The sequence below is a fragment of the Dokdonia sp. R86516 genome (assembly GCF_044596715.1).
In the GTDB taxonomy this organism is placed as follows: Bacteria; Bacteroidota; Bacteroidia; order Flavobacteriales; family Flavobacteriaceae; genus Dokdonia.
Map to the genome: position 1 here is coordinate 2,947,137 of NZ_CP138998.1, position 18,973 is coordinate 2,966,109.

19 protein-coding genes are annotated in these 18,973 nt (G+C 38.2%); 4 read left to right on the forward strand and 15 right to left on the reverse strand.

Annotation, left to right across the window (positions count from 1 at the left end):
• Positions 1-47: 47 nt before the first annotated feature.
• The 3 genes from SJY23_RS13230 to SJY23_RS13240 form a co-directional block, all read right to left on the reverse strand.
• Positions 48-2,732 carry a DNA gyrase/topoisomerase IV subunit A gene (locus SJY23_RS13230; protein ID WP_396596703.1) on the reverse strand — a complete coding sequence of 895 codons (2,685 nt, stop codon included), beginning with the start codon at positions 2,730-2,732 and terminating at the stop codon, positions 48-50.
• A gap of 14 nt (positions 2,733-2,746) precedes the next feature.
• The gene (locus SJY23_RS13235) at positions 2,747-3,136 is read right to left on the reverse strand and encodes a hypothetical protein (RefSeq protein ID WP_396596704.1); all 390 of its coding nucleotides are present in this window, start codon (positions 3,134-3,136) and stop codon (positions 2,747-2,749) included.
• A gap of 123 nt (positions 3,137-3,259) precedes the next feature.
• The gene (locus SJY23_RS13240) at positions 3,260-5,116 is read right to left on the reverse strand and encodes a DNA topoisomerase IV subunit B (RefSeq protein WP_035336754.1); all 1,857 of its coding nucleotides are present in this window, start codon (positions 5,114-5,116) and stop codon (positions 3,260-3,262) included.
• Positions 5,117-5,318: 202 nt separating this feature from the next.
• Here SJY23_RS13240 and SJY23_RS13245 point away from each other — a divergent pair, with 202 nt between their 5' ends.
• Positions 5,319-6,077 (forward strand): hypothetical protein, encoded by a 759-nt coding sequence (locus tag SJY23_RS13245; protein WP_396596705.1) that lies wholly within the window; start codon positions 5,319-5,321, stop codon positions 6,075-6,077.
• A 1-nt stretch (position 6,078) separates the two neighbouring features.
• Here SJY23_RS13245 and SJY23_RS13250 read toward each other — a convergent pair whose 3' ends face one another.
• The 11 genes from SJY23_RS13250 to SJY23_RS13300 form a co-directional block, all read right to left on the reverse strand.
• Positions 6,079-6,327 (reverse strand): phosphopantetheine-binding protein, encoded by a 249-nt coding sequence (locus tag SJY23_RS13250; RefSeq protein ID WP_298328049.1) that lies wholly within the window; start codon positions 6,325-6,327, stop codon positions 6,079-6,081.
• 54 nt (positions 6,328-6,381) lie between these two features.
• On the reverse strand, positions 6,382-7,653 hold the full coding sequence (locus SJY23_RS13255) for a beta-ketoacyl-[acyl-carrier-protein] synthase family protein (RefSeq protein ID WP_396596706.1): 1,272 nt from the start codon (positions 7,651-7,653) through the stop codon (positions 6,382-6,384).
• On the reverse strand, positions 7,653-8,087 hold the full coding sequence (locus SJY23_RS13260) for a 3-hydroxyacyl-ACP dehydratase FabZ family protein (RefSeq protein ID WP_396596707.1): 435 nt from the start codon (positions 8,085-8,087) through the stop codon (positions 7,653-7,655). Before SJY23_RS13260 ends, SJY23_RS13255 begins: the two co-directional genes overlap by 1 nt.
• A complete protein-coding gene (locus tag SJY23_RS13265; RefSeq protein WP_396596708.1) occupies positions 8,084-8,872 on the reverse strand; it encodes an SDR family oxidoreductase in 789 nt (262 codons plus the stop codon). The genes SJY23_RS13260 and SJY23_RS13265 overlap by 4 nt, the downstream gene beginning before the upstream one ends.
• 3 nt (positions 8,873-8,875) lie before the next feature.
• Positions 8,876-9,928: a type III polyketide synthase gene (locus tag SJY23_RS13270; RefSeq protein ID WP_396596709.1), complete on the reverse strand. Its 1,053-nt coding sequence runs from the start codon at positions 9,926-9,928 to the stop codon at positions 8,876-8,878.
• Entirely contained in the window at positions 9,925-10,632 is a 708-nt protein-coding gene (locus SJY23_RS13275; protein ID WP_396596710.1) for a methyltransferase domain-containing protein, read from the reverse strand. Before SJY23_RS13275 ends, SJY23_RS13270 begins: the two co-directional genes overlap by 4 nt.
• Positions 10,632-11,750, reverse strand: coding sequence for an NAD(P)/FAD-dependent oxidoreductase (locus SJY23_RS13280; RefSeq protein WP_396596711.1), 1,119 nt, complete (start codon positions 11,748-11,750; stop codon positions 10,632-10,634). The genes SJY23_RS13275 and SJY23_RS13280 overlap by 1 nt, the downstream gene beginning before the upstream one ends.
• Positions 11,751-11,835: 85 nt before the next feature.
• Positions 11,836-12,546 (reverse strand): OmpA family protein, encoded by a 711-nt coding sequence (locus SJY23_RS13285; protein ID WP_396596712.1) that lies wholly within the window; start codon positions 12,544-12,546, stop codon positions 11,836-11,838.
• A 35-nt stretch (positions 12,547-12,581) separates the two neighbouring features.
• The gene (locus tag SJY23_RS13290; protein WP_396596713.1) at positions 12,582-13,067 is read right to left on the reverse strand and encodes a lipocalin family protein; all 486 of its coding nucleotides are present in this window, start codon (positions 13,065-13,067) and stop codon (positions 12,582-12,584) included.
• A gap of 74 nt (positions 13,068-13,141) precedes the next feature.
• Positions 13,142-13,303 (reverse strand): DUF1328 domain-containing protein, encoded by a 162-nt coding sequence (locus SJY23_RS13295; RefSeq protein ID WP_013752004.1) that lies wholly within the window; start codon positions 13,301-13,303, stop codon positions 13,142-13,144.
• 213 nt (positions 13,304-13,516) lie between these two features.
• A complete protein-coding gene (locus SJY23_RS13300) occupies positions 13,517-15,523 on the reverse strand; it encodes a thiamine pyrophosphate-dependent enzyme (protein WP_396596714.1) in 2,007 nt (668 codons plus the stop codon).
• Between the two features lie 81 nt (positions 15,524-15,604).
• On the opposite strand from SJY23_RS13300, the gene SJY23_RS13305 reads away from it, so the two are divergent.
• Positions 15,605-16,654, forward strand: coding sequence for a flavin monoamine oxidase family protein (locus SJY23_RS13305; RefSeq protein WP_396596715.1), 1,050 nt, complete (start codon positions 15,605-15,607; stop codon positions 16,652-16,654).
• A 103-nt stretch (positions 16,655-16,757) separates the two neighbouring features.
• On the opposite strand, the gene SJY23_RS13310 is transcribed toward SJY23_RS13305, so the two are convergent.
• On the reverse strand, positions 16,758-17,396 hold the full coding sequence (locus tag SJY23_RS13310) for an SDR family oxidoreductase (RefSeq protein ID WP_396596716.1): 639 nt from the start codon (positions 17,394-17,396) through the stop codon (positions 16,758-16,760).
• 251 nt (positions 17,397-17,647) lie between these two features.
• On the opposite strand from SJY23_RS13310, the gene SJY23_RS13315 reads away from it, so the two are divergent.
• A complete protein-coding gene (locus tag SJY23_RS13315) occupies positions 17,648-18,598 on the forward strand; it encodes an isopenicillin N synthase family dioxygenase (protein WP_396596717.1) in 951 nt (316 codons plus the stop codon).
• A 2-nt stretch (positions 18,599-18,600) separates the two neighbouring features.
• Positions 18,601-18,933: a translation initiation factor gene (locus SJY23_RS13320; protein ID WP_035336728.1), complete on the forward strand. Its 333-nt coding sequence runs from the start codon at positions 18,601-18,603 to the stop codon at positions 18,931-18,933.
• Positions 18,934-18,973: the final 40 nt, after the last annotated feature.

Sequence of the window (18,973 nt, forward strand, 5' to 3'; positions counted from 1 at the left end):
CATGTATATAGTTGAATCACCTTAATGACTCAACACAAAAACGACCTCTAAAACAAAGAAGTTTGCGACTCATCATCATCATCGCTACTTTTTTCGGTTTCTGCTTTTTTAATATGTTGGGTAGAACTGTCTTCTTGAGCGTCTTCATCTTCACCTATCACTTCATTATTTTCTTTTTCCTCTTCAATATTTTCTTCGTAGGGTAAGGATTCCATCCAGTTCAAACCTTTGAGCTTTTCTGTATAAAAGGTATTACCTAGCGCGCTTATTCCTTTTACAGCAATAAAGTCCTCCATGGATACTATTTCATTTTCCTTGGCGTCTTTACCTCGTTGCTTGTAAAATATCATTTCGACCACTGGTCTCCAGTCGGTAGACACAAGTTCTAGCACGCTATTTTCATGATCAGATATAAAAGTTTCTTCTTTATCTGGAGAATCTATAAGGAAACGCTTACCGTAGTAGCGATCCTTATTACCGTCCCAATAAATAGCCGTAATAGGTTTTTGAGGATTCCACTTTTCTAATACAATCATATCTTCATCAAAATGATGTGTAACCTCTGGAATTATAGTGCGTACATTCCCATGCTGATTAATGATAAGAAGACGATCATCTGGACGAAACTCACCCAGCAAATCTCCACGGTCGTCTAGGTTAAGACGCTGTACAGTATTATCAAACCATATTTTACGAGGCTTAAGAGTGGATAATCCTTTTTCCTTGAGCTCAACAGATTTTACCGCATTTTTTGAAACGATGTTACCCTTAGACGATCTACCTTTTATAAGTACATCTGCAAAGTCTATCTCTAAACGTAATTTCTTTACTGATGCAACAGCTCTTAAGTAAACTGTCACAAGCTCTGCCTCACCATTAGGATTTGCACTAAAATATAGTACCTGGGCTGTTTTTTGATCACCAGCTAACTTATACTCATTATTACGTGTTACTGAAGTAACATTAAATCTCTTTACATACGTAGGTAATCCATTACCCGCTCTATAGATCATATTATAGGTAGTACGCTTATCTTTTTTCTTAAATATAGCGACGTGCAAAATATCTTTACCTATAAAGGTTTTAGACTCTACCTTAACCACCATCATAGATCCAGACTTTGTAAATACAATAATATCATCTATGTCTGAGCAGTCTGCAACATACTCATCTCTTTTAAGAGAAGTACCTACAAAGCCCTCTGCTCTGTTTACATAAAGTTTAGTATTTCTGAGCACAACTTTTGCTGCCTGAATATCATCAAATATTTTAATCTCAGTTTTACGTTCTTTTCCTTCTCCATAATCTTTTTTGAGACGCGTAAAGTAGTCTATCGCATATTGCGTGAGATTATCTAGATGATACTTTACTTGGGCTATTTGATCCTCAAGAGCATCTATCTTCTGCTGTGCTTTATCTATATCAAACTTAGAAATACGTTTAATTCGTATCTCGGTAAGACGTGTGATATCTTCTACAGTCACAGCACGCTTTAAGTGACCTATGTGAGGTTTTAAACCTTCATCTATAGCTTTAATTACGCCATCCCAAGTCTCTTGCTCTTCAATATCACGATAAATTCTATTCTCAATGAAAATACGTTCTAGTGAAGCATAATGCCATTGGTTTTCAAATTCTCCAAGCTGGATTTCCAACTCAGACTTAAGAAGGGCTTTTGTACGATCTGTAGATCTACGTAGCATTTCTGACACTCCAACAAAAAGTGGCTTATTATCTTCAATAACACAACCTAGTGGTGATATAGATGTCTCACAATTTGTAAATGCATACAATGCATCTATGGTTTTATCTGGAGAAATACCACTAGGCAAATGCACAAGTATCTCAACATTTGCAGAGGTATTATCTTCTATCTTTTTTATCTTGATTTTACCCTTATCATTTGCTTTAAGGATAGAATCTATGAGCGATGTAGTAGTTTGTCCAAAAGGCAGCTCAGTAATTACTAGCGTGTTTTTATCCTGCTGGCTCATACGAGCACGACAGCGTATCTTCCCGCCTCTTAAACCATCTTTATAGTCTGTAAAATCTGCAATACCAGCCGTAGGAAAATCTGGATAAATAGTAAATCGCTTTTCTTTAAGATGTTTTATAGAAGCATCTATAAGCTCTATAAAGTTATGAGGCATTACCTTAGTACTTAACCCTACAGCAATTCCCTCTGCTCCTTGAGCAAGTAATAGAGGAAACATTACCGGTAAGTTTATAGGCTCTTTTTTACGCCCATCATAAGAGGCCTGCCAGTCTGTAATCTTTGGGTTATAAACAACGTCTAGTGCAAATTTTGAGAGGCGTGCCTCAATATATCTAGATGCCGCCGCGCGGTCTCCGGTTAAAATATTACCCCAGTTACCCTGTGTATCAATAAGTAGGTCTTTCTGACCTATTTGCACCATTGCATCACCTATACTCGCATCACCGTGAGGGTGATACTGCATTGTGTGTCCTACTACATTTGCTACTTTATTATAACGGCCATCATCTAGCTCCTTAAGTGCATGCATAATACGTCGCTGCACAGGCTTAAAGCCATCCTCTATTGCAGGTACAGCACGCTCAAGTATCACATAAGATGCATAGTCTAGAAACCAATCTTCAAACATCCCAGAGACACGAGTAATGGTCTCTCCACCACCATCTACTACTTCTGCTGGAAGTGCTTCTGGGTTTAATTCTTCGTCTTCGTTATGGTCGTTTATTTCTTCGCTCATTAATTTTTAAATCACTAGTTACTCATCCACATTGGACGTACTTCAATTTTCACAATACCTTCATTAGTAATTCTAGTTATTTCAACTTTAGAATTAGTTTCCGCATTTTCAAAATATCCCTTAAAAACATGAATAAGTGTATCATTCGAAGGTTTTACAACCGCTAGTATTTTCATCTTTTCCAAGGACCCCATTTCATCTCTTACGTTTTCATAATATTGTCGTCCTTCAGGACTTTTAATATATTCCTTGTAAGAATCAGAGATATCAAAATCGTTTATATCCGTGTCTGAAATCTTAGTATTTATAATTTCCTTTGCAATACGCTTTTCACCTATTGTATTCACTCCAACTAACGACCCTGCGGTCGTACATCCATATAATAGTATACTTAGACTAACCAAAACTGCAATTTTCTTAACCATAACTTGTTTGTTTTAATGTTCTTTCTATAACTATAGACGCTTAAAAACTTATAATGGTTGCCTCAATCATTTTTTTTACGCTTTCGCGAAAGCGTTATTCTTTTACTCCTCTACTACTCTATCTAGTTCTACCTTGAGATTCTCAATAATGAACTTCTGTCTATCTGGGGTGTTTTTACCCATATAGAAAGAGAGAAGATCTTCTATCATAAGTGCTTTGTCAAGCATTACTGGTGCTAGCCTAATATCTTCTCCTATAAAAAACTGAAACTCATCTGGCGATATCTCACCAAGTCCCTTAAATCGTGTAATCTCTGGCTTTGCGCCTAGCTTTGCCATCGCATCTGCCTTTTCTTGATCACTGTAGCAGTATATGGTTTCTTTCTTATTACGTACTCTAAAAAGTGGCGTCTCTAGTATATACAGATGTCCTTCTTTAATTACTTCAGGAAAAAACTGAAGAAAAAATGTAATTAGCAACAGGCGTATGTGCATACCGTCTACATCGGCATCGGTAGCGATTACAATATTGTTATAGCGCAAATCTTCAATAGACTCTTCTATATTAAGTGCTGCTTGTAATAGGTTGAACTCTTCGTTTTCGTAAACAATCTTTTTAGAAAGACCGTAGCTATTAAGAGGCTTACCCTTAAGACTAAATACCGCTTGTGTGTTTACATCTCGTGACTTTGTTATAGATCCAGATGCAGAGTCTCCCTCTGTGATAAACAGTGTAGTCTCTAGGTTTCGGGCTTTCTTACTATCTGTAAGGTGTATACGGCAATCTCTTAATTTCTTGTTGTGTAAACTCGCTTTTTTTGCTCTCTCCTTTGCAAGTTTTCTTATTCCAGAGAGGTCTTTACGCTCACGCTCTGCTTGTAAAATCTTACGTTGCAAAGCATCTGCCACTGGCGGATTTTTATGCAAGAAGTTATCAAGGGCGGTTTTTAAGAAATCATTTATGTAGGTTCTTACCGTAGGTAGATCTCCTCCCATATCTGTAGAACCTAGTTTGGTCTTTGTCTGCGACTCAAAAACCGGTTCCATTACCTTGATACTTATAGCGGAAACAATGGACTTTCTAATATCTGAAGCTTCATAGTTTTTACCATAAAACTCTCGTATAGTACGCACGATACTCTCTCTAAATGCTGCTTGGTGTGTACCTCCTTGAGTGGTATGCTGCCCGTTTACAAAAGAGTGATACTCTTCTGAGTACTGCGTTTTACTGTGTGTTATAGCAACCTCAATATCTTCACCTTTAAGATGGATAATATCATAAAGTCTATCCCCCTCTGCTATAGACTCAGATAGTAAATCTTTTAATCCATTTTCAGAAAAGAACTTCTCACCATTAAAAACAATTGTCAGACCCGGATTAAGGTATACATAGTTCTTTATAAGGCGCTCCACATATTCAGAGCGAAACTTAAAATTCTTAAATATCTCACTATCTGGCACAAACGAAACCTTAGTCCCGCGCCTACGTGAAGTCTCATCTAGTAAATCTTGATTTGTAAGCTCTCCACGCTCAAACTCTGCACTTGCAGACTTACCATCTCGGGTAGACTCTACTCTAAAATAATTAGAAAGTGCATTTACCGCCTTTGTACCTACACCGTTAAGTCCTACAGATTTCTTAAATGCACGCGAGTCATACTTACCTCCCGTGTTCATTTTTGAAACCACATCGACCACTTTTCCTAGCGGAATCCCACGGCCGTAATCGCGTACAATTACTTTTTCGCCTTGTATAGAAATCTCAATGGTCTTACCCGCACCCATTACAAATTCATCTATACAGTTATCCAGCACCTCTTTTACAAGGATATAGATACCATCATCTGCACTTGAGCCGTCTCCTAGTTTACCTATATACATCCCGGGACGCATACGGATATGCTCCTTCCAGTCGAGGGAGCGTATATTATCTTCGTTGTATTGTGTTTCTTGAGCCATAAAATGTCGTGGAGTCGCTAATATAAGGACTTGCGATGGGTTAAAGAACCTCAAAATAGAGAAATAATTAACAATTTTAAAATTGGCTTTGTTGATTACCTAATTCTTTAAGCTTTCGCGAAAATTTGATTGAATTATTTCCTCTTATTTTCTTTAAATATCATTCAATTTGTACCTTTCTCTCCTTACAAATTTAAATTTAATGGCAGTACTAAATGGATTAAATCGCAGATTATTATTAATTGCCTTTGTTGGCGGCGCTATAACTATATTACTCATTTATAGAGATCAAAAAGCAGCATCACCTCATATCAAAACTGCCGATGATTTATTGAAAATAGTAATGAAAGTCAGTGGCGGAAAAGAACGTTACAACAACATAAAAAGCATAAGTTTTAAAAAATCTTTTCATCTATACCAAGAAGACGGCACTGTAGAAATAGATCGTGTCGAGTTACATGATTATGACTTTAGCGATGAGACTCGTCGCAGCATAAGTTGGTTTTCTGGTGAGAGAAAGTATGAAATCATACAGAGAGGAACAGACTTATACCAGACTATAAATGATATCCCAGACACTACTATTACCAAAATTGCACTACAAAATAAATTGAATGCAGCAACCTTCGTTTTAGGATTGCCTTATACCTTAGACAGTGATAGTTCGACAAAAGTATACAATGGCTTACAAGATTTTGAAGGCGCAAAAGCACATAAACTGGTCGTTACATTTACAGGCAGCAAGGATGTCTGGAGTCTTTATTATGAACCAAAAACGTTTACATGGCTAGGATACTGGGTGCAAACTTCAGACCATTATAGCCTCGTCATTAATAATGAAATGACTGAGGTTGATGGATTCCAGTTTTCGCGAAAGCGTACTAGTTACCGCACAGATTCTTTAAAAGTGAGACAATACCTAAGAGCAGATTACGACTACTCAAATTATAAAATAAAGTAACCTAAGACTGTACTTTTGCCTCGATAACTTCGATAGCAGACTGTACTGTCTCCATTTTTTCTATCTCATCGTCCTCTATGGTAATATCAAAGTGATCTTCTACGTCAAGCACGATATCTACTAGGTTTGCAGAGTTTACATTAAGCTCTTGAGTTAAGTGACTTGTAGGTTTTATATCATCTACAGACACGTCTTCTGGTAAGTAAATTTTGATGATATTCTTTAGTGCTTCGTAGTGCTCGTTATTCATAATTTTATGTGTAAGCTGTGATAATTACCACAGGATATTGTTTTAAATCTTTAGTTATTCAAATTTCTTAAAAATCATACAGCAATTAACATCGCCAAAACCAAAACTAGCTTTTGCCGCTACTTTTACAGGCATATCAATAGTTTTTGCAAGTACTTTATCTTGGGCTACTCGCTCTAGTATTTCTGGATGAATAGTAGCCGAGTTGATATTACCAAAAATACGACCTTCTTCAAGTTCTAAAATAGTTGCTACGGTCTCAATACTCCCAGCCGCAGCGAGACAATGTCCAGTCATGCTCTTAAGCGAATTGATATAAGGAAAATCCTTTCCTTTCAATTCAAGAGCTTCACTCCAGTTTGCAATTTCTGTTGGGCACATCCCTGTAGAAGTGAGATGCCCATTTATGGTATCAATTTCCGTCGCAGATACTCCTGCATTTTTTACGGCGGTTTTAATACAATGCTGTACAGCCTCACTATTAGGAGCAGTCATCGTACCACCATTACGCTGTCCTCCACTATTTACTGCACCACCTAAAACTTCGGCATATATCTTTGCCCCTCGTTGTTGTGCACTTTCGAGCGTTTCTAGCACTAATGCTCCGGCTCCAGCGCCTGGCACAAAACCACTTGCATCTTCTTGCATCGGCCTACTTCCAGCTTCTGGATCTTCGTTATATTTTTTTGTGAGCACACGCATCGCATCAAAACCGCCCCAAATGTAAGGGCCGCTATCATTACAACTACCCACGAGCATTCGCACTGCATCACCGTTGCGCACACGCTCATAGCCCATAAGTACGCTTTCTAGTCCTGTAGTGCAGGCACTAGAATTTGTAGTCACTTGGTTTCCTAAACCTAAATATCCTCCTAAATATGCACTAATCCCGCTTGCCATCGTTTGTACCACAGAAGTACTACCTAAGCGGCGTACTTTGCCCTCATCAGTTAGGTAAATAGCACTTCTAAATTTTTCGGCGCCTAAGAGTGAAACACCAAAGACGATTCCGCTATCATAATCAACAGTATCTTTATCTGTAGGCGCAAGTCCAGCATCTGTCCAGGCATCCACTCCTGCTATCATTCCGTACTCAATACCAGAGCTCTGTAAATCTCGAAGCTGTAGGGCTGTAAAGTAGTTTTCAAGCATTCCTTCTGGAATTTCTGGCTGTCCAGCAATCTGACACCCAAAATTAAGGTCTGCTAATTTCTGGTGAAATTTAATCCCACTTTTACCTGAGAAAATGGCATCAGAAAATGCTTTGAGACCTATTCCATTAGGTGCACAAACGCCCATTCCAGTTATGACTACTCTATGTTTCATTATTTTGTGCTAAAAATTCCTGCAAGTGTTCCTTGCACACACACCTCATCGTGCGCATTAAGAAGCTTCACATTACATTTTAATTTATTAAATCTAAAATAGGCTTCTTCTGATACAACAGTCACTTTCTCGCCAGGCATCACAGGTTTTAAAAACTCGACATCTGCGCTAGTAAAGGCAACTTTTAAAGCAGCTAGATCTTGATCTGCCAACTTAGAAATACCCAAACTTACTAAACCTATTTGCGCCATGCATTCTGTGAGTATCACTCCAGGTGTAACAGGATTACCCTTAAAGTGTCCTTCATAAAAATAAGATGCTCTAGAAAATGTGTAAGAACCAACAATATAAGAGTCACCCAGCTTTTCTATTTGATCTACAAATAGAAAAGGCGCCGTATAAGGCAATAATGCTATAATCTCTTCACTATTCATCGTATGTGCTCTCCTCCATCTACGGGAATCACAGCACCATTAATCCAGGCTGCTTCATCACGTGTTAACAAATACACAGCATTACCTACATCCTTTGGTAGTGTTAACCGCTTGTAAGGATTACGTTGCTGTGCCATTTCTTTCATATGCTCGCTCCCTGGTATGAGGCGCAAGCTCTCTGTATCTGTCACTCCTGCTTGAATACAGTTAGACGTAAGCCCAAGTGGCGCAAACTCTAGTGCAATCCCTCTAGAAATGGCTTCAAGAGCTGCCTTGGCTGCAGCAACTGCACCATATTGTGGCCATGCTTTGCTACTTCCTTCACTTGTAAATGCAATGGCTCTAGCAGATGGGGTAAATAATTCCGCTTTCGCGAAAGCGGATACCCAATCATAATAACTCACCGCCATGGCGTCAAGTGTACCTTTAAAATCCTCATTACTAAGGGTAGCTCCGTCTTCTGAATATAATGGCTTTAAATTACCTCGTGCGATGCTATGCACCACTACTTTTATAGCACCTGCGCCTACAGTATTCTTTATTTCTGAGATAGTAGCTTGGCGCTTATCTGCATTAAGGGCATCTGTATTATATGACAAGATGGTCGCTCCAGACACTTCCATCTCGCGCATAGCGTCTTCAAAAGCTGCTATCACACTACGACGAGATCTATGAATGATGATAATATTCATTCCCTCATGCGCTAGTTTCTTTGCGGTGGCTAGCCCAAGACCTGAGCTACCTCCTAAGATTACTGCGTATTTATTCTTATAAGATTGACTCATCACTTACCATTTTAATAATACACGTTGCGCCGAAAACCCTGGGCCAAAACTTAGCATAATTCCCAGATCACCTTCCTCACATTCTCTATCAAGAAAACGTTCTAAAACGTACAATACAGTAGCACTACTCATATTTCCATATAACTTTAGCACCTCTTTAGTATCATCTATGTTTTTACCTAGCTTACCGAAAAGATCCTCAACCGTTTCTACAATCTTACGTCCTCCTGGATGAAATATGAGATGATTTACATCTTCTATACTATATCCATTCTTCTCTAAAAATGGATGAATTATATCTGGAAACTTATCTGCTATCTGTTGTGGCACTTGTTGATCTAGAATCATCTGTAAACCACTATTTACAAGCTTAAAGCCCATCATTTCCTGAGCATCATAAAAGTGATACATTTCTGTATCAACTATTTGCGGTCCGCTATCTTCTTCTTTACTTGACATGAGAACGCAAGCCGCACCATCACCAAAGATAGCTGCACTCACCACGTTTACCATCGAGTAATCGTCATGTTGAAAAGTAGCCGTAGGGCTTTCTATTGCTATAACAGCTGCTCGTTTTCCAGGATTTGCTTTAAGAAATTCGTTTGCATAGAGCACACCACTCACTCCAGCAGCACAACCCATCTCTGTTACCGGTAATCGTACAATATCTTGGCGTAACTTAAGTGCATTAATCAAATATGCATCTAGCGAAGGAATCATAATCCCCGTACAACTTACCGTAATAATATAATCAAGGCTAGTACCATCCCATGAAGCTTTAGTAAGCGCTTTAGATAGTACCTGCTCTCCTAACTTTACAACCTCGCGAGTATAAATGTCATTCTTCTCTTGAAAACTAGTGGCTGTAAATACCTCTTCTGGCGCCATAATACTATAGCGCTTATCTACGGCAGCATTACCAAAAATCTTCTTAACCTTTCGTTTAAAACGATCTTCTTGCCCATCTAGCCATACGTCTAGAAAAGGTATTATCTCTGCTGTAGTACGTGAATATTGTGGTAACTGTTTTGCTACCGTCGTAATGGTTACGCTCATATAGTTTTTATCACCCACAAATATCTAAACGCCCATTTCCACTGTATGGAATAGTCGTCTAGTGCAAGTTGTTTTGAATAGGTTTCTAATTCTTTTCTCCTAAAAGAGCGGGCAATGCTCACTCTTCCGTCGTATTTAGCAATTTTACTTTTCATAAATATACCGCTAAAAAGCTGAAATAAACGGTACGCTATCTTACTTCGCTGTAAATCGTTTACTATGATACCAATACTTGCCAATTTTTTAAATTTCTCCATAAACACAAGTAGTTGTTCATCAGAAAAATGATGCATTGTTAAGGTGCAAATAATCACATCACATTCAAAAGTAGTATCATCTATCGTTAATATATTCTGACGGCTAAAGCTCAAGTTATCAAAGTCCTTTGATTTCTCTCGGGCACTATCAATACTTTTATCATTAATGTCTACCCCAAAAAATGAAATATCAACAGCGCTATTTTTAAAGTGCTTTGCTATGTGCCTTAATACCTCTCCATCACTACAACCCACATCTACTACACGCCACTTCTTTTTCTCGGGATGTGCACTTATTAGTTTTTCTAGCGCGTTTATTGTAATATGATTACCACCTAAGTATTTATTTACAATAGCAAGATCCTTTAATGCTAGAAGCAAATCTGCCTCAGGAAGATTAGGATCATCCATTAACTCAGGAGTTGTGCTACGATTTTCAAAATTCATTATGCTATAAGATTTCCATGTGTAGACTGTATGACACTACTTAATAAACCAGGCGACTTTTGAAGAATCCTCACACCCAGTCTAGTAATCGTTGCATTATGCAACCCACGTTGTATAAGGGCACCGTTGCGCATTCTTCTCGCAAAGTTTCGCTTCCACTGCTTTGTGTATTCTTTTTCTAGATGCTCCCGCTTTCTTGAAATTGTCAAGTGATTAATAAGACACTCACTTGCGATCTTTGCGCTATGTATAGCCATAGCCATACCGTTACCGCATAAAGGATGTATAAGTCCTGCACTATCCCCTATCATTAATAAGTGATTCTCCACCGCAGATTTATCTTGAAATGAGATCTGACTAATGGTGAGTGGTTTTTCAAAAATAGGTTCCGCTTGCGCGAAAAAATCTTTTAAATAACCATTCTGCTCTAATACCTCAACTCGGTATGTATCTAAATCTTTGTGTTTCTTAAACGAATTTACATCTGCTAGGTAACAAACATTTATTGCATCTGTTTCGACTTTTGATAATCCGCAGTAACCTCCTGAGAAATTGTGCAATGCCACCAAATCATCAGGAAATTGTCCAGCATAATGTGCTTTTACACCCATCCAAGGGGATTTTGTACTTATAAATTTTCGCGAAAGCGTAATATCTAATCCGCTCCTCTTACCATAGGCTCCAAGAGCATAGGGTGCTCTAAAACTTTTATCTTTTGTGGTAACCTCAAACTGCTCTCTCCCGAAAGTAACATTTGTAGCGGTTGCCTGCTCAAATACCAACCCTAGGCTTATAGCTCGTTCATACAAAGCTAGATCTAGTGCATACCTACTGATACCAAAACCTCCTAAAGGAAGTTCAATTTCAAGTGCATTGCCAGAGAGTCCAGAAAATTGAAAACGATTTATCTTCTTAGCGCCATTATTTATGGGATAAACACCCAACTCATCTAGATAAGGTAGTACTTCGTTTGATACATACTCGCCACAAACCTTATGTTTAGGGTATGTGTTTTTCTCAATAAGCATCACAGAGAAGCCAGCTTGCAATAAATGTACAGCGGCTGTAAGTCCCGCCAGACCCCCACCTATTATTATGATATCGCAATCTTGTTCCACTATGTGAATTTACAGATTAGATCGCATAAAAAATCCCCAAAACATAAGTTTTGAGGATTTTGTGATTTCTGTTTAACAGAAGGAATTAGTTCCTTCCGTTTGCTTCTTTCACCGCGTCCTGCTTCATCTCTTCATTAGGAACGATAGCAAGTTGTACACGTCTGTTCTGGGCACGACCTTCTGCAGTGTCATTACTAGCTGCTGGTTGCGCTTCTCCATACCAAACCGTAGTAAATCTCCCTGCAGATAATCCTGTACCTACCATATAGTTAGTCACAGCATTTGCTCGGTTTTGTGATAAAGTCATATTATTTGCGTCAGATCCCACACTATCCGTATGTCCTGCCACCACCACGTTAGTCTGGTTATACTCTTTCATGATATTAGATAGCTTGTTAAGCAATGTCTGACTTTCTGGGTTTACATTATATTTTGCAGTATCAAAATAAACACCTGAGTTCTCATCAAAGGTCACCACGATACCGTCATCTATACGCTCTACCGTTGCACCTGGAAGCTCTTGCTCTATTTGTTGTGCTTGCTTGTCCATTTTGTTACCAATGAGAACACCTGCTCCACCACCTACTACGCCACCTATAACAGCACCTAGTTCTCCATTGCCACCTTTACCAGCATTGTTACCAATAATTGCTCCAAGAATAGCTCCTCCAGTTGCACCTATAACTGCTCCTTTTTGTTTGTTATTTGCATTTTTTGTGGCCTCACAACTTGTGAAACCCGTGAGCATAGCTGCTCCTAATGCTATTACTGTAATTTTTCTTACTATATTTTTCATAATCTTAATTCTTTAGGTTGATTGTTGACCACAGATTACTCTGCAATTTTTGTAAAGTTCATTGTAATATTAAAGGGCTTTCCTTCTACGCTCACTGTCTGCGACATTTGTAATTGGTCTTCAGATAGGTAAGAAAGTGCTACTCTAAAGCCAGCGTTAGTTTCAGACTTCATTTTAGCATCTGTTGGCTTCACAAGAATATTATAATTCATATCATCACCTTCGTTGTCTGGTATACTCCATACGAAATATCGCTTCTCTACATCACAACCTACTCCAGAAAGCTCATAATTTCCAAAGTTGTTGTTAGGGATAAAACGCCATGTACTTCCTTCCATACATTCTTGCGATGCGTCATTAAAAAGGTTGATATTAAAAGTTCCTTGTCGATCATAACTTACTTCGTTAAGTGTCCAAGTTCCTTTGAGAGTTTTTTTAGACTGTTTTACCACTTGAGATGGTCCACAGCTTGCTAGTGTAGCTATAAAAACCACGAGTATAATTGACTTTATATAGTTCATAATAATTAGGATTAAATTAAAAAAAGCAACCTCTCGTAAATGAAAGGCTGCGTTTTAAGTATGTTTAAATAGTCTTATCTCTTGAATAATCTACTTACTAAAGAAAGTAAGAAGAGTACAATAAAGATGAAGAATAATATTTTTGCAATGCTTTCCGCACCTGAAGCGATTCCGCCAAATCCGAAGACTGCTGCGATGATTGCAATGATGATAAAAATAACTGTCCAGCGTAACATAATATATTGTTTTTATTGATTAGTATGATGTAAAAGTATCTAGATAAACCGCTTTATTTTTATTCTTTAGCAGCCTTTAACGGCTAAATGTTAACCGATAGCCAAGATTCCAGCTTTTAACTCATTTTTACTTAAAACATTAACATTTTCAATCCCATAAAAAAAGGGCTTCATATATGAAGCCCTTTTTAAATAATAATCTATTGTAAATTCTTAATAGTCTATGAGCTCTTGAAGCTCACCTTCTAGACGCTCTAATGGTAAGTACTGCTGCTCTAGATTTGCATCAAAAGGAATAGGAGTATCTAAGCTTGTCACACGTTTTACCGGTGCATCTAGCTTCTCAAAACAAGATTCCATTATAAGGGCCGAAATATCTGACATAATAGACCCAAAGCCAGAATCTTCTGTAAGTAATAATGCCTTACCCGTTTTACAAACAGATGCGATGATGCTCTCCTTATCTAGTGGTTGTAGTGTTCTCAAGTCTATAAGATCTACAGATAGTTCTGCTCTTTTATTTAATAAGTCAAGCGCCCAGTGCACCCCTGCTCCGTAGGTGATGATGGTAAGCTGTGACCCTTCTCTTACTAGTGCAGCCTTACCTAACGGGATTGTGTAATAATCTGTAGGCACTTCTTGTCTTATACTTCTATATAGCTTTTTATGCTCAAAGAATAGCACGGGATTTGGATCTTCTATAGCCGTTGCAAGTAATCCCTTTGCATCTGCTGGAAAAGCAGGAAAAACCACCTTAAGACCTGGTGTATGTGTAAACCAGGCTTCATTAGTTTGAGAGTGAAAAGGTCCAGCAGCCACACCAGCACCACAAGGCATACGTATCACCACATCTGCGGGTTGAGACCAACGATAGTGTGATTTTGCGAGATAATTTACAATAGGATTAAAGCCAGAAGTTGCAAAATCTGAAAATTGCATTTCCATCAATCCTTTTTTACCATTGATAGCAAGACCCATAGCAGTCTCTACAATGGCACTCTCACAAATGGGTGTGTTACGCACTCTATCACGACCAAATTGCTCCACAAATCCATCGGTGATTTTAAAAACACCTCCGTATTCGGCTACATCTTGTCCCATAATGACAAGATCATCGTATTTCTCCATTGACTGTCTCAGTCCTTGAGATATAGCATCTATTAAGCGTAGCTCTTCTGTGTCTTTGGTAGGTACGCTTTCGCGAAAGCTAAACGGAGCATACACATCCTTCATCTCAGTTTCTAGATCAGGTGTAATATTATCCTCTGCATATGCTTTATCGAGGTGTTCTGTAATTTCCTCTTTAATAGAAATCTCATAGGACTCTTTAGTATCTTGAAAAAGAATCCCTTCTTCTATCAAATATTGCTCAAAGTTAAGTAGCGGATCTTTTGCTGCCCATGATTCCATTAATTCCTCAGGAACATACTTAGTACCACTTGCCTCCTCATGACCACGCATTCTAAACGTTTTAAACTCTATTAAAACTGGACGCGGATTGTTACGTATATCTTCTGTAATTTCTGAAATCTTAGTGTATACCTCTAAAATATTATTTCCATCAATAATGTGAGATTCCATCCCATAACCTTTTGCTCTATCAGCAAGATGCTCACAGTTATATTGCTCCGTTGTAGGAGTAGATAATCCATAACCGTTATTCTCTATGCAGAATAGTACAGGTAATTGCCATACAGATGCAACATTGAGAGCCTCATGAAAATCTCCCTCACTTGTACCTCCTTCCCCAGTGAAAACGGCGGTTACGGCTTTCTCATTGCGCAATTTATGTGCAAGTGCAATACCATCTGCTACACCAAGTTGTGGACCTAGGTGAGAAATCATACCCACAATATTAAATTCTTGCGTGCCAAAGTGAAAACTACGATCGCGTCCCTTAGTAAAGCCGCTCATCTTTCCTTGCCATTGTGTAAATAATCTATATAAAGGAATCTCACGAGTAGTAAAAACACCGAGGTTACGGTGCATAGGTAATATATACTCTTCTGGCTTCATCGCAGCAGTGACTCCTACGGAGATTGCTTCTTGACCTATACCAGAAAACCATTTTGACACCTTTCCCTGTCTTAGTAAAATAAGCATGCGCTCCTCTATCAAACGAGGTTTAAGCATTGCTCTATATAGTTTAAGTAAGGTATCGTTTTCTAAAGATGCTCTATTGTAAGTAAAGGGTATGTTAGATTTTGTTGTAGTCGCCATTAGGTTGTTGTCTATTACCTCAAATGTAGCGAATTAAGTCATCGAAAGCGCTAGTGATTATGATTTCTCTACTTTTGTGTTATGGTTATAATAATAGGAGCTGGATTATCAGGGTTACTTACTGCATATCGATTACAAAAACAAGGAATACCATATACCGTTCTGGAGGCAAGATCTCGCATAGGCGGTAGAATCCACACTCTTTACAATGAAGAGCAAGCTCCCGTAGAAATGGGCGCAACGTGGTTTGGAGATTATCACACAGAGGTTGTAAGTCTTCTAGAAGAGTTAAACATCTCGAGGTTTAAACAGCACATGGATGCTACTGTTTTTTACGAACCCGTAGGGAGTAATGGAGCTCAGCAAATAGAAATCCCATCACAAGCTGCTAGCTATAGAATAGCAGGCGGAACCTCTGCATTGATTGACGCAATTTACAACAAGCTTGATAGTACAAATATCTTACTCAACCAATCTGTAAAATCTGTGCAGTATATAAACAATAAGGTTCTAGTTTTAAGCAAAGATACCTTTGAAGCAGATGCAGTAGTTCTCGCTTTACCACCTAAGTTATGGGTCTCCCAAATTACTTTTACACCACCATTACCATCTCAATTGTCTCTGCTCGCACTGCAAACACATACTTGGATGGAAGACTCTATAAAGGTTGCAATCACATACCCTACTCCATTCTGGGAAGCAGGGCAAAAGCCTAGTACTCTTTTTAGCAACATAGGACCAGTTACAGAATTTTACAATCATGAAAATGTTGAAAAATCAAAATTTGCTCTCTGTGGCTTTATAAATGCCTCTTATAAAAAACTGAGTGACAAAGAACGTAAAAAACTAGTTATAAATCAGCTGGTGAATGTTTTTGGCACAAGTGCTCAAGAGTATACAGCATACCATGAATGTGTATGGAGCAAGGAGTCACACACTCATGTAGTATCTGAGAGTCCATTATTTCCGCATCAAAATAATGGGAATCCTTTGTTTCGAGAGTCTCTATGGGACGACAATTTATTTATTTCAAGTTCAGAAAGTGCAAAAAACTTTCCGGGTTATATGGATGGTGCAATTTCATCGGCAAATGAAACTGCTGATAAAATTATAGAACGATTAAGCTCTTAATGAGCTCCTCAAACATGACAAAAAATTATAACCAGAAATTAAAAGCAAAAAAAATGCGACTCACCGAAGGGAGTCGCATTTTTATAATCCGCTGTACTTTTTTTTAATGTACTGCTACTTTATTTAAGGCATCTGCTATGAGCGTATCGCCTTTTATAATTTCAAAAGTTTCTCTGTTTGCTACATCGTCATTAAGAGAGCGTACCAGCGTTTGCGCTACATCATTACGACTTATTTCTCCGTGCTTTCCAAGCTTTTCTTGTAGCTCAATTTTATTTGTAAGCTCATCATTTGTCAAGCTTCCTGGACGCACTATCGCATAATTGAGTCCGCTTTCTTTTAGGTATACATCTGCATTATGTTTTGCCCTTAGGTAATCCTGCAAGTCTTCTGCCTCTTCTGGATTATCTGCTCCCATGGAGCTTAGCATTACAAACTTCTTGATGTTATTCTTTTTTGAAGCATCAATCATTTTCTTTGCGCCTTCTTGGTCTACTGCTACTACTTTTTTTCCACCAGATCCTGCTGCAAAAAGTACTTTATCATATGGTTGACTAAAAACTGGACTTACATCCTCTTCTAGGTCTCCCATAACTGTCTCAACACCTTGCGATTCAAAAAAGGATTTTTGCTCCTCTTTACGCACCATTGCAATCGGTGTGAAGTATTGAGATTCATTTAAAAGGTTAACTATTTTTTTTCCTGTGGTACCGTGGGCACCTGCTACTAATATCTTTTCCATAACCTAAAGATAGAAAGATAATAGGCTCTAACTCCATAAGAGCATTTGGTTTAACTTGAATTTAATATGAAACTATCTTTTTGACTATCAATTACTAATAAATTTAACATAGTATAGCTTTAAAGTTGACTTATTACGCTTTCGCGAAAGCGCACAAAAAGTTACTAACAATTTTGCATCCCAAATTGTCAATAACGCCGTTACCCCCCTAAATTTAACTATCTTCGTAAGACAACAGTAAATTAATAATGATGAATAATATACCAAGTGTAGACTTAGCAGACTTTTTAAGCGAGGATAACTCTCGTAAACAGAAGTTTGTACAAGAGATAGGAAAAGCATACGAAGAGATAGGATTTGTATCATTAAAGAATCACTTTCTAGATGATCAACTTGTAGATGGATTATATAAAAATGTAAAGGACTTTTTTGCACTTCCAGAGGATACTAAGAAAAAATATGAAATAGAAGGAGGCGGTGGCCAGCGTGGGTATATTTCTTTTGGTAAAGAACATGCAAAAGGTAAGAAAGAGGGAGATTTAAAAGAATTCTGGCATTTTGGTCAAGAAGCAGACGAAGACGCAAACCTTGCCGAAGCGTATCCAGAAAACATTGAAGTAAAAGAATTACCTGAATTTAATGAAAAAGGTATGGAAGCATACCGCATGCTAGAAAAGACAGGTATTTACGTATTAAGAGCACTTGCATTATACATTGGCCTTGATGAGTTCTATTTTGACCACTGGGCAAATAATGGTAATAGCATCTTGCGCCCTATTCATTACCCACCTATTAGTGAAGAGCCTAAGGGAGCCGTACGTGCAGGAGCACACGGAGACATCAACTTGATTACTTTATTAATGGGAGCATCTGCTGGAGGGCTTCAAGTGTTACGCAAAGACGGAGAGTGGATAGACGCGATTCCTAATGAAGATGAGCTAGTAATAAATGTAGGTGACATGCTAGAGCGCCATACTAATAACAAACTACGCTCTACAATACACCGAGTGGTAAATCCGCCAAAAGAAGAATGGGGAACCGCTCGTTACAGTATTCCTTTCTTTATGCACCCGAGATCAGATATGAAACTGAATTGTCTTGATGAGTGTGTGAGTGAAGAACACCCTAAGGCGTTTGAGGATATTACTGCTGGAGACTTTTTACACCAGCGCCTAGTAGAAATAGGACTGATTAAAGAATAATTATGGACTTAGGCGATCAATTAAAGAATCTTTTTCCGGATCATACTCCGGAAAAAGATCCTATCGAAAATCTTGATATAGAAGATACGCTTTGGATACAAGACGATCCTCTCATCTGTAAATATGAGAAACGTAAAGGTAAGCCCATTACAATCATTGAAGGTTATACTGGAGCTACATCAGATTTTAAAATTCTTGCTAAAGAGATTAAAGTCTTGCTCGGTGTAGGTGGAAGTTTTAAAAATGAAAGTATTATCATTCAAGGCGATTATAGAGATCGCATTATGAGCTTTTTAAAAGAGAAAGGCTTTAAAACAAAGCGTGTAGGCGGTTAATAAATCTATTTTTAACTGTTTTTATTTTTTAATTATCCCT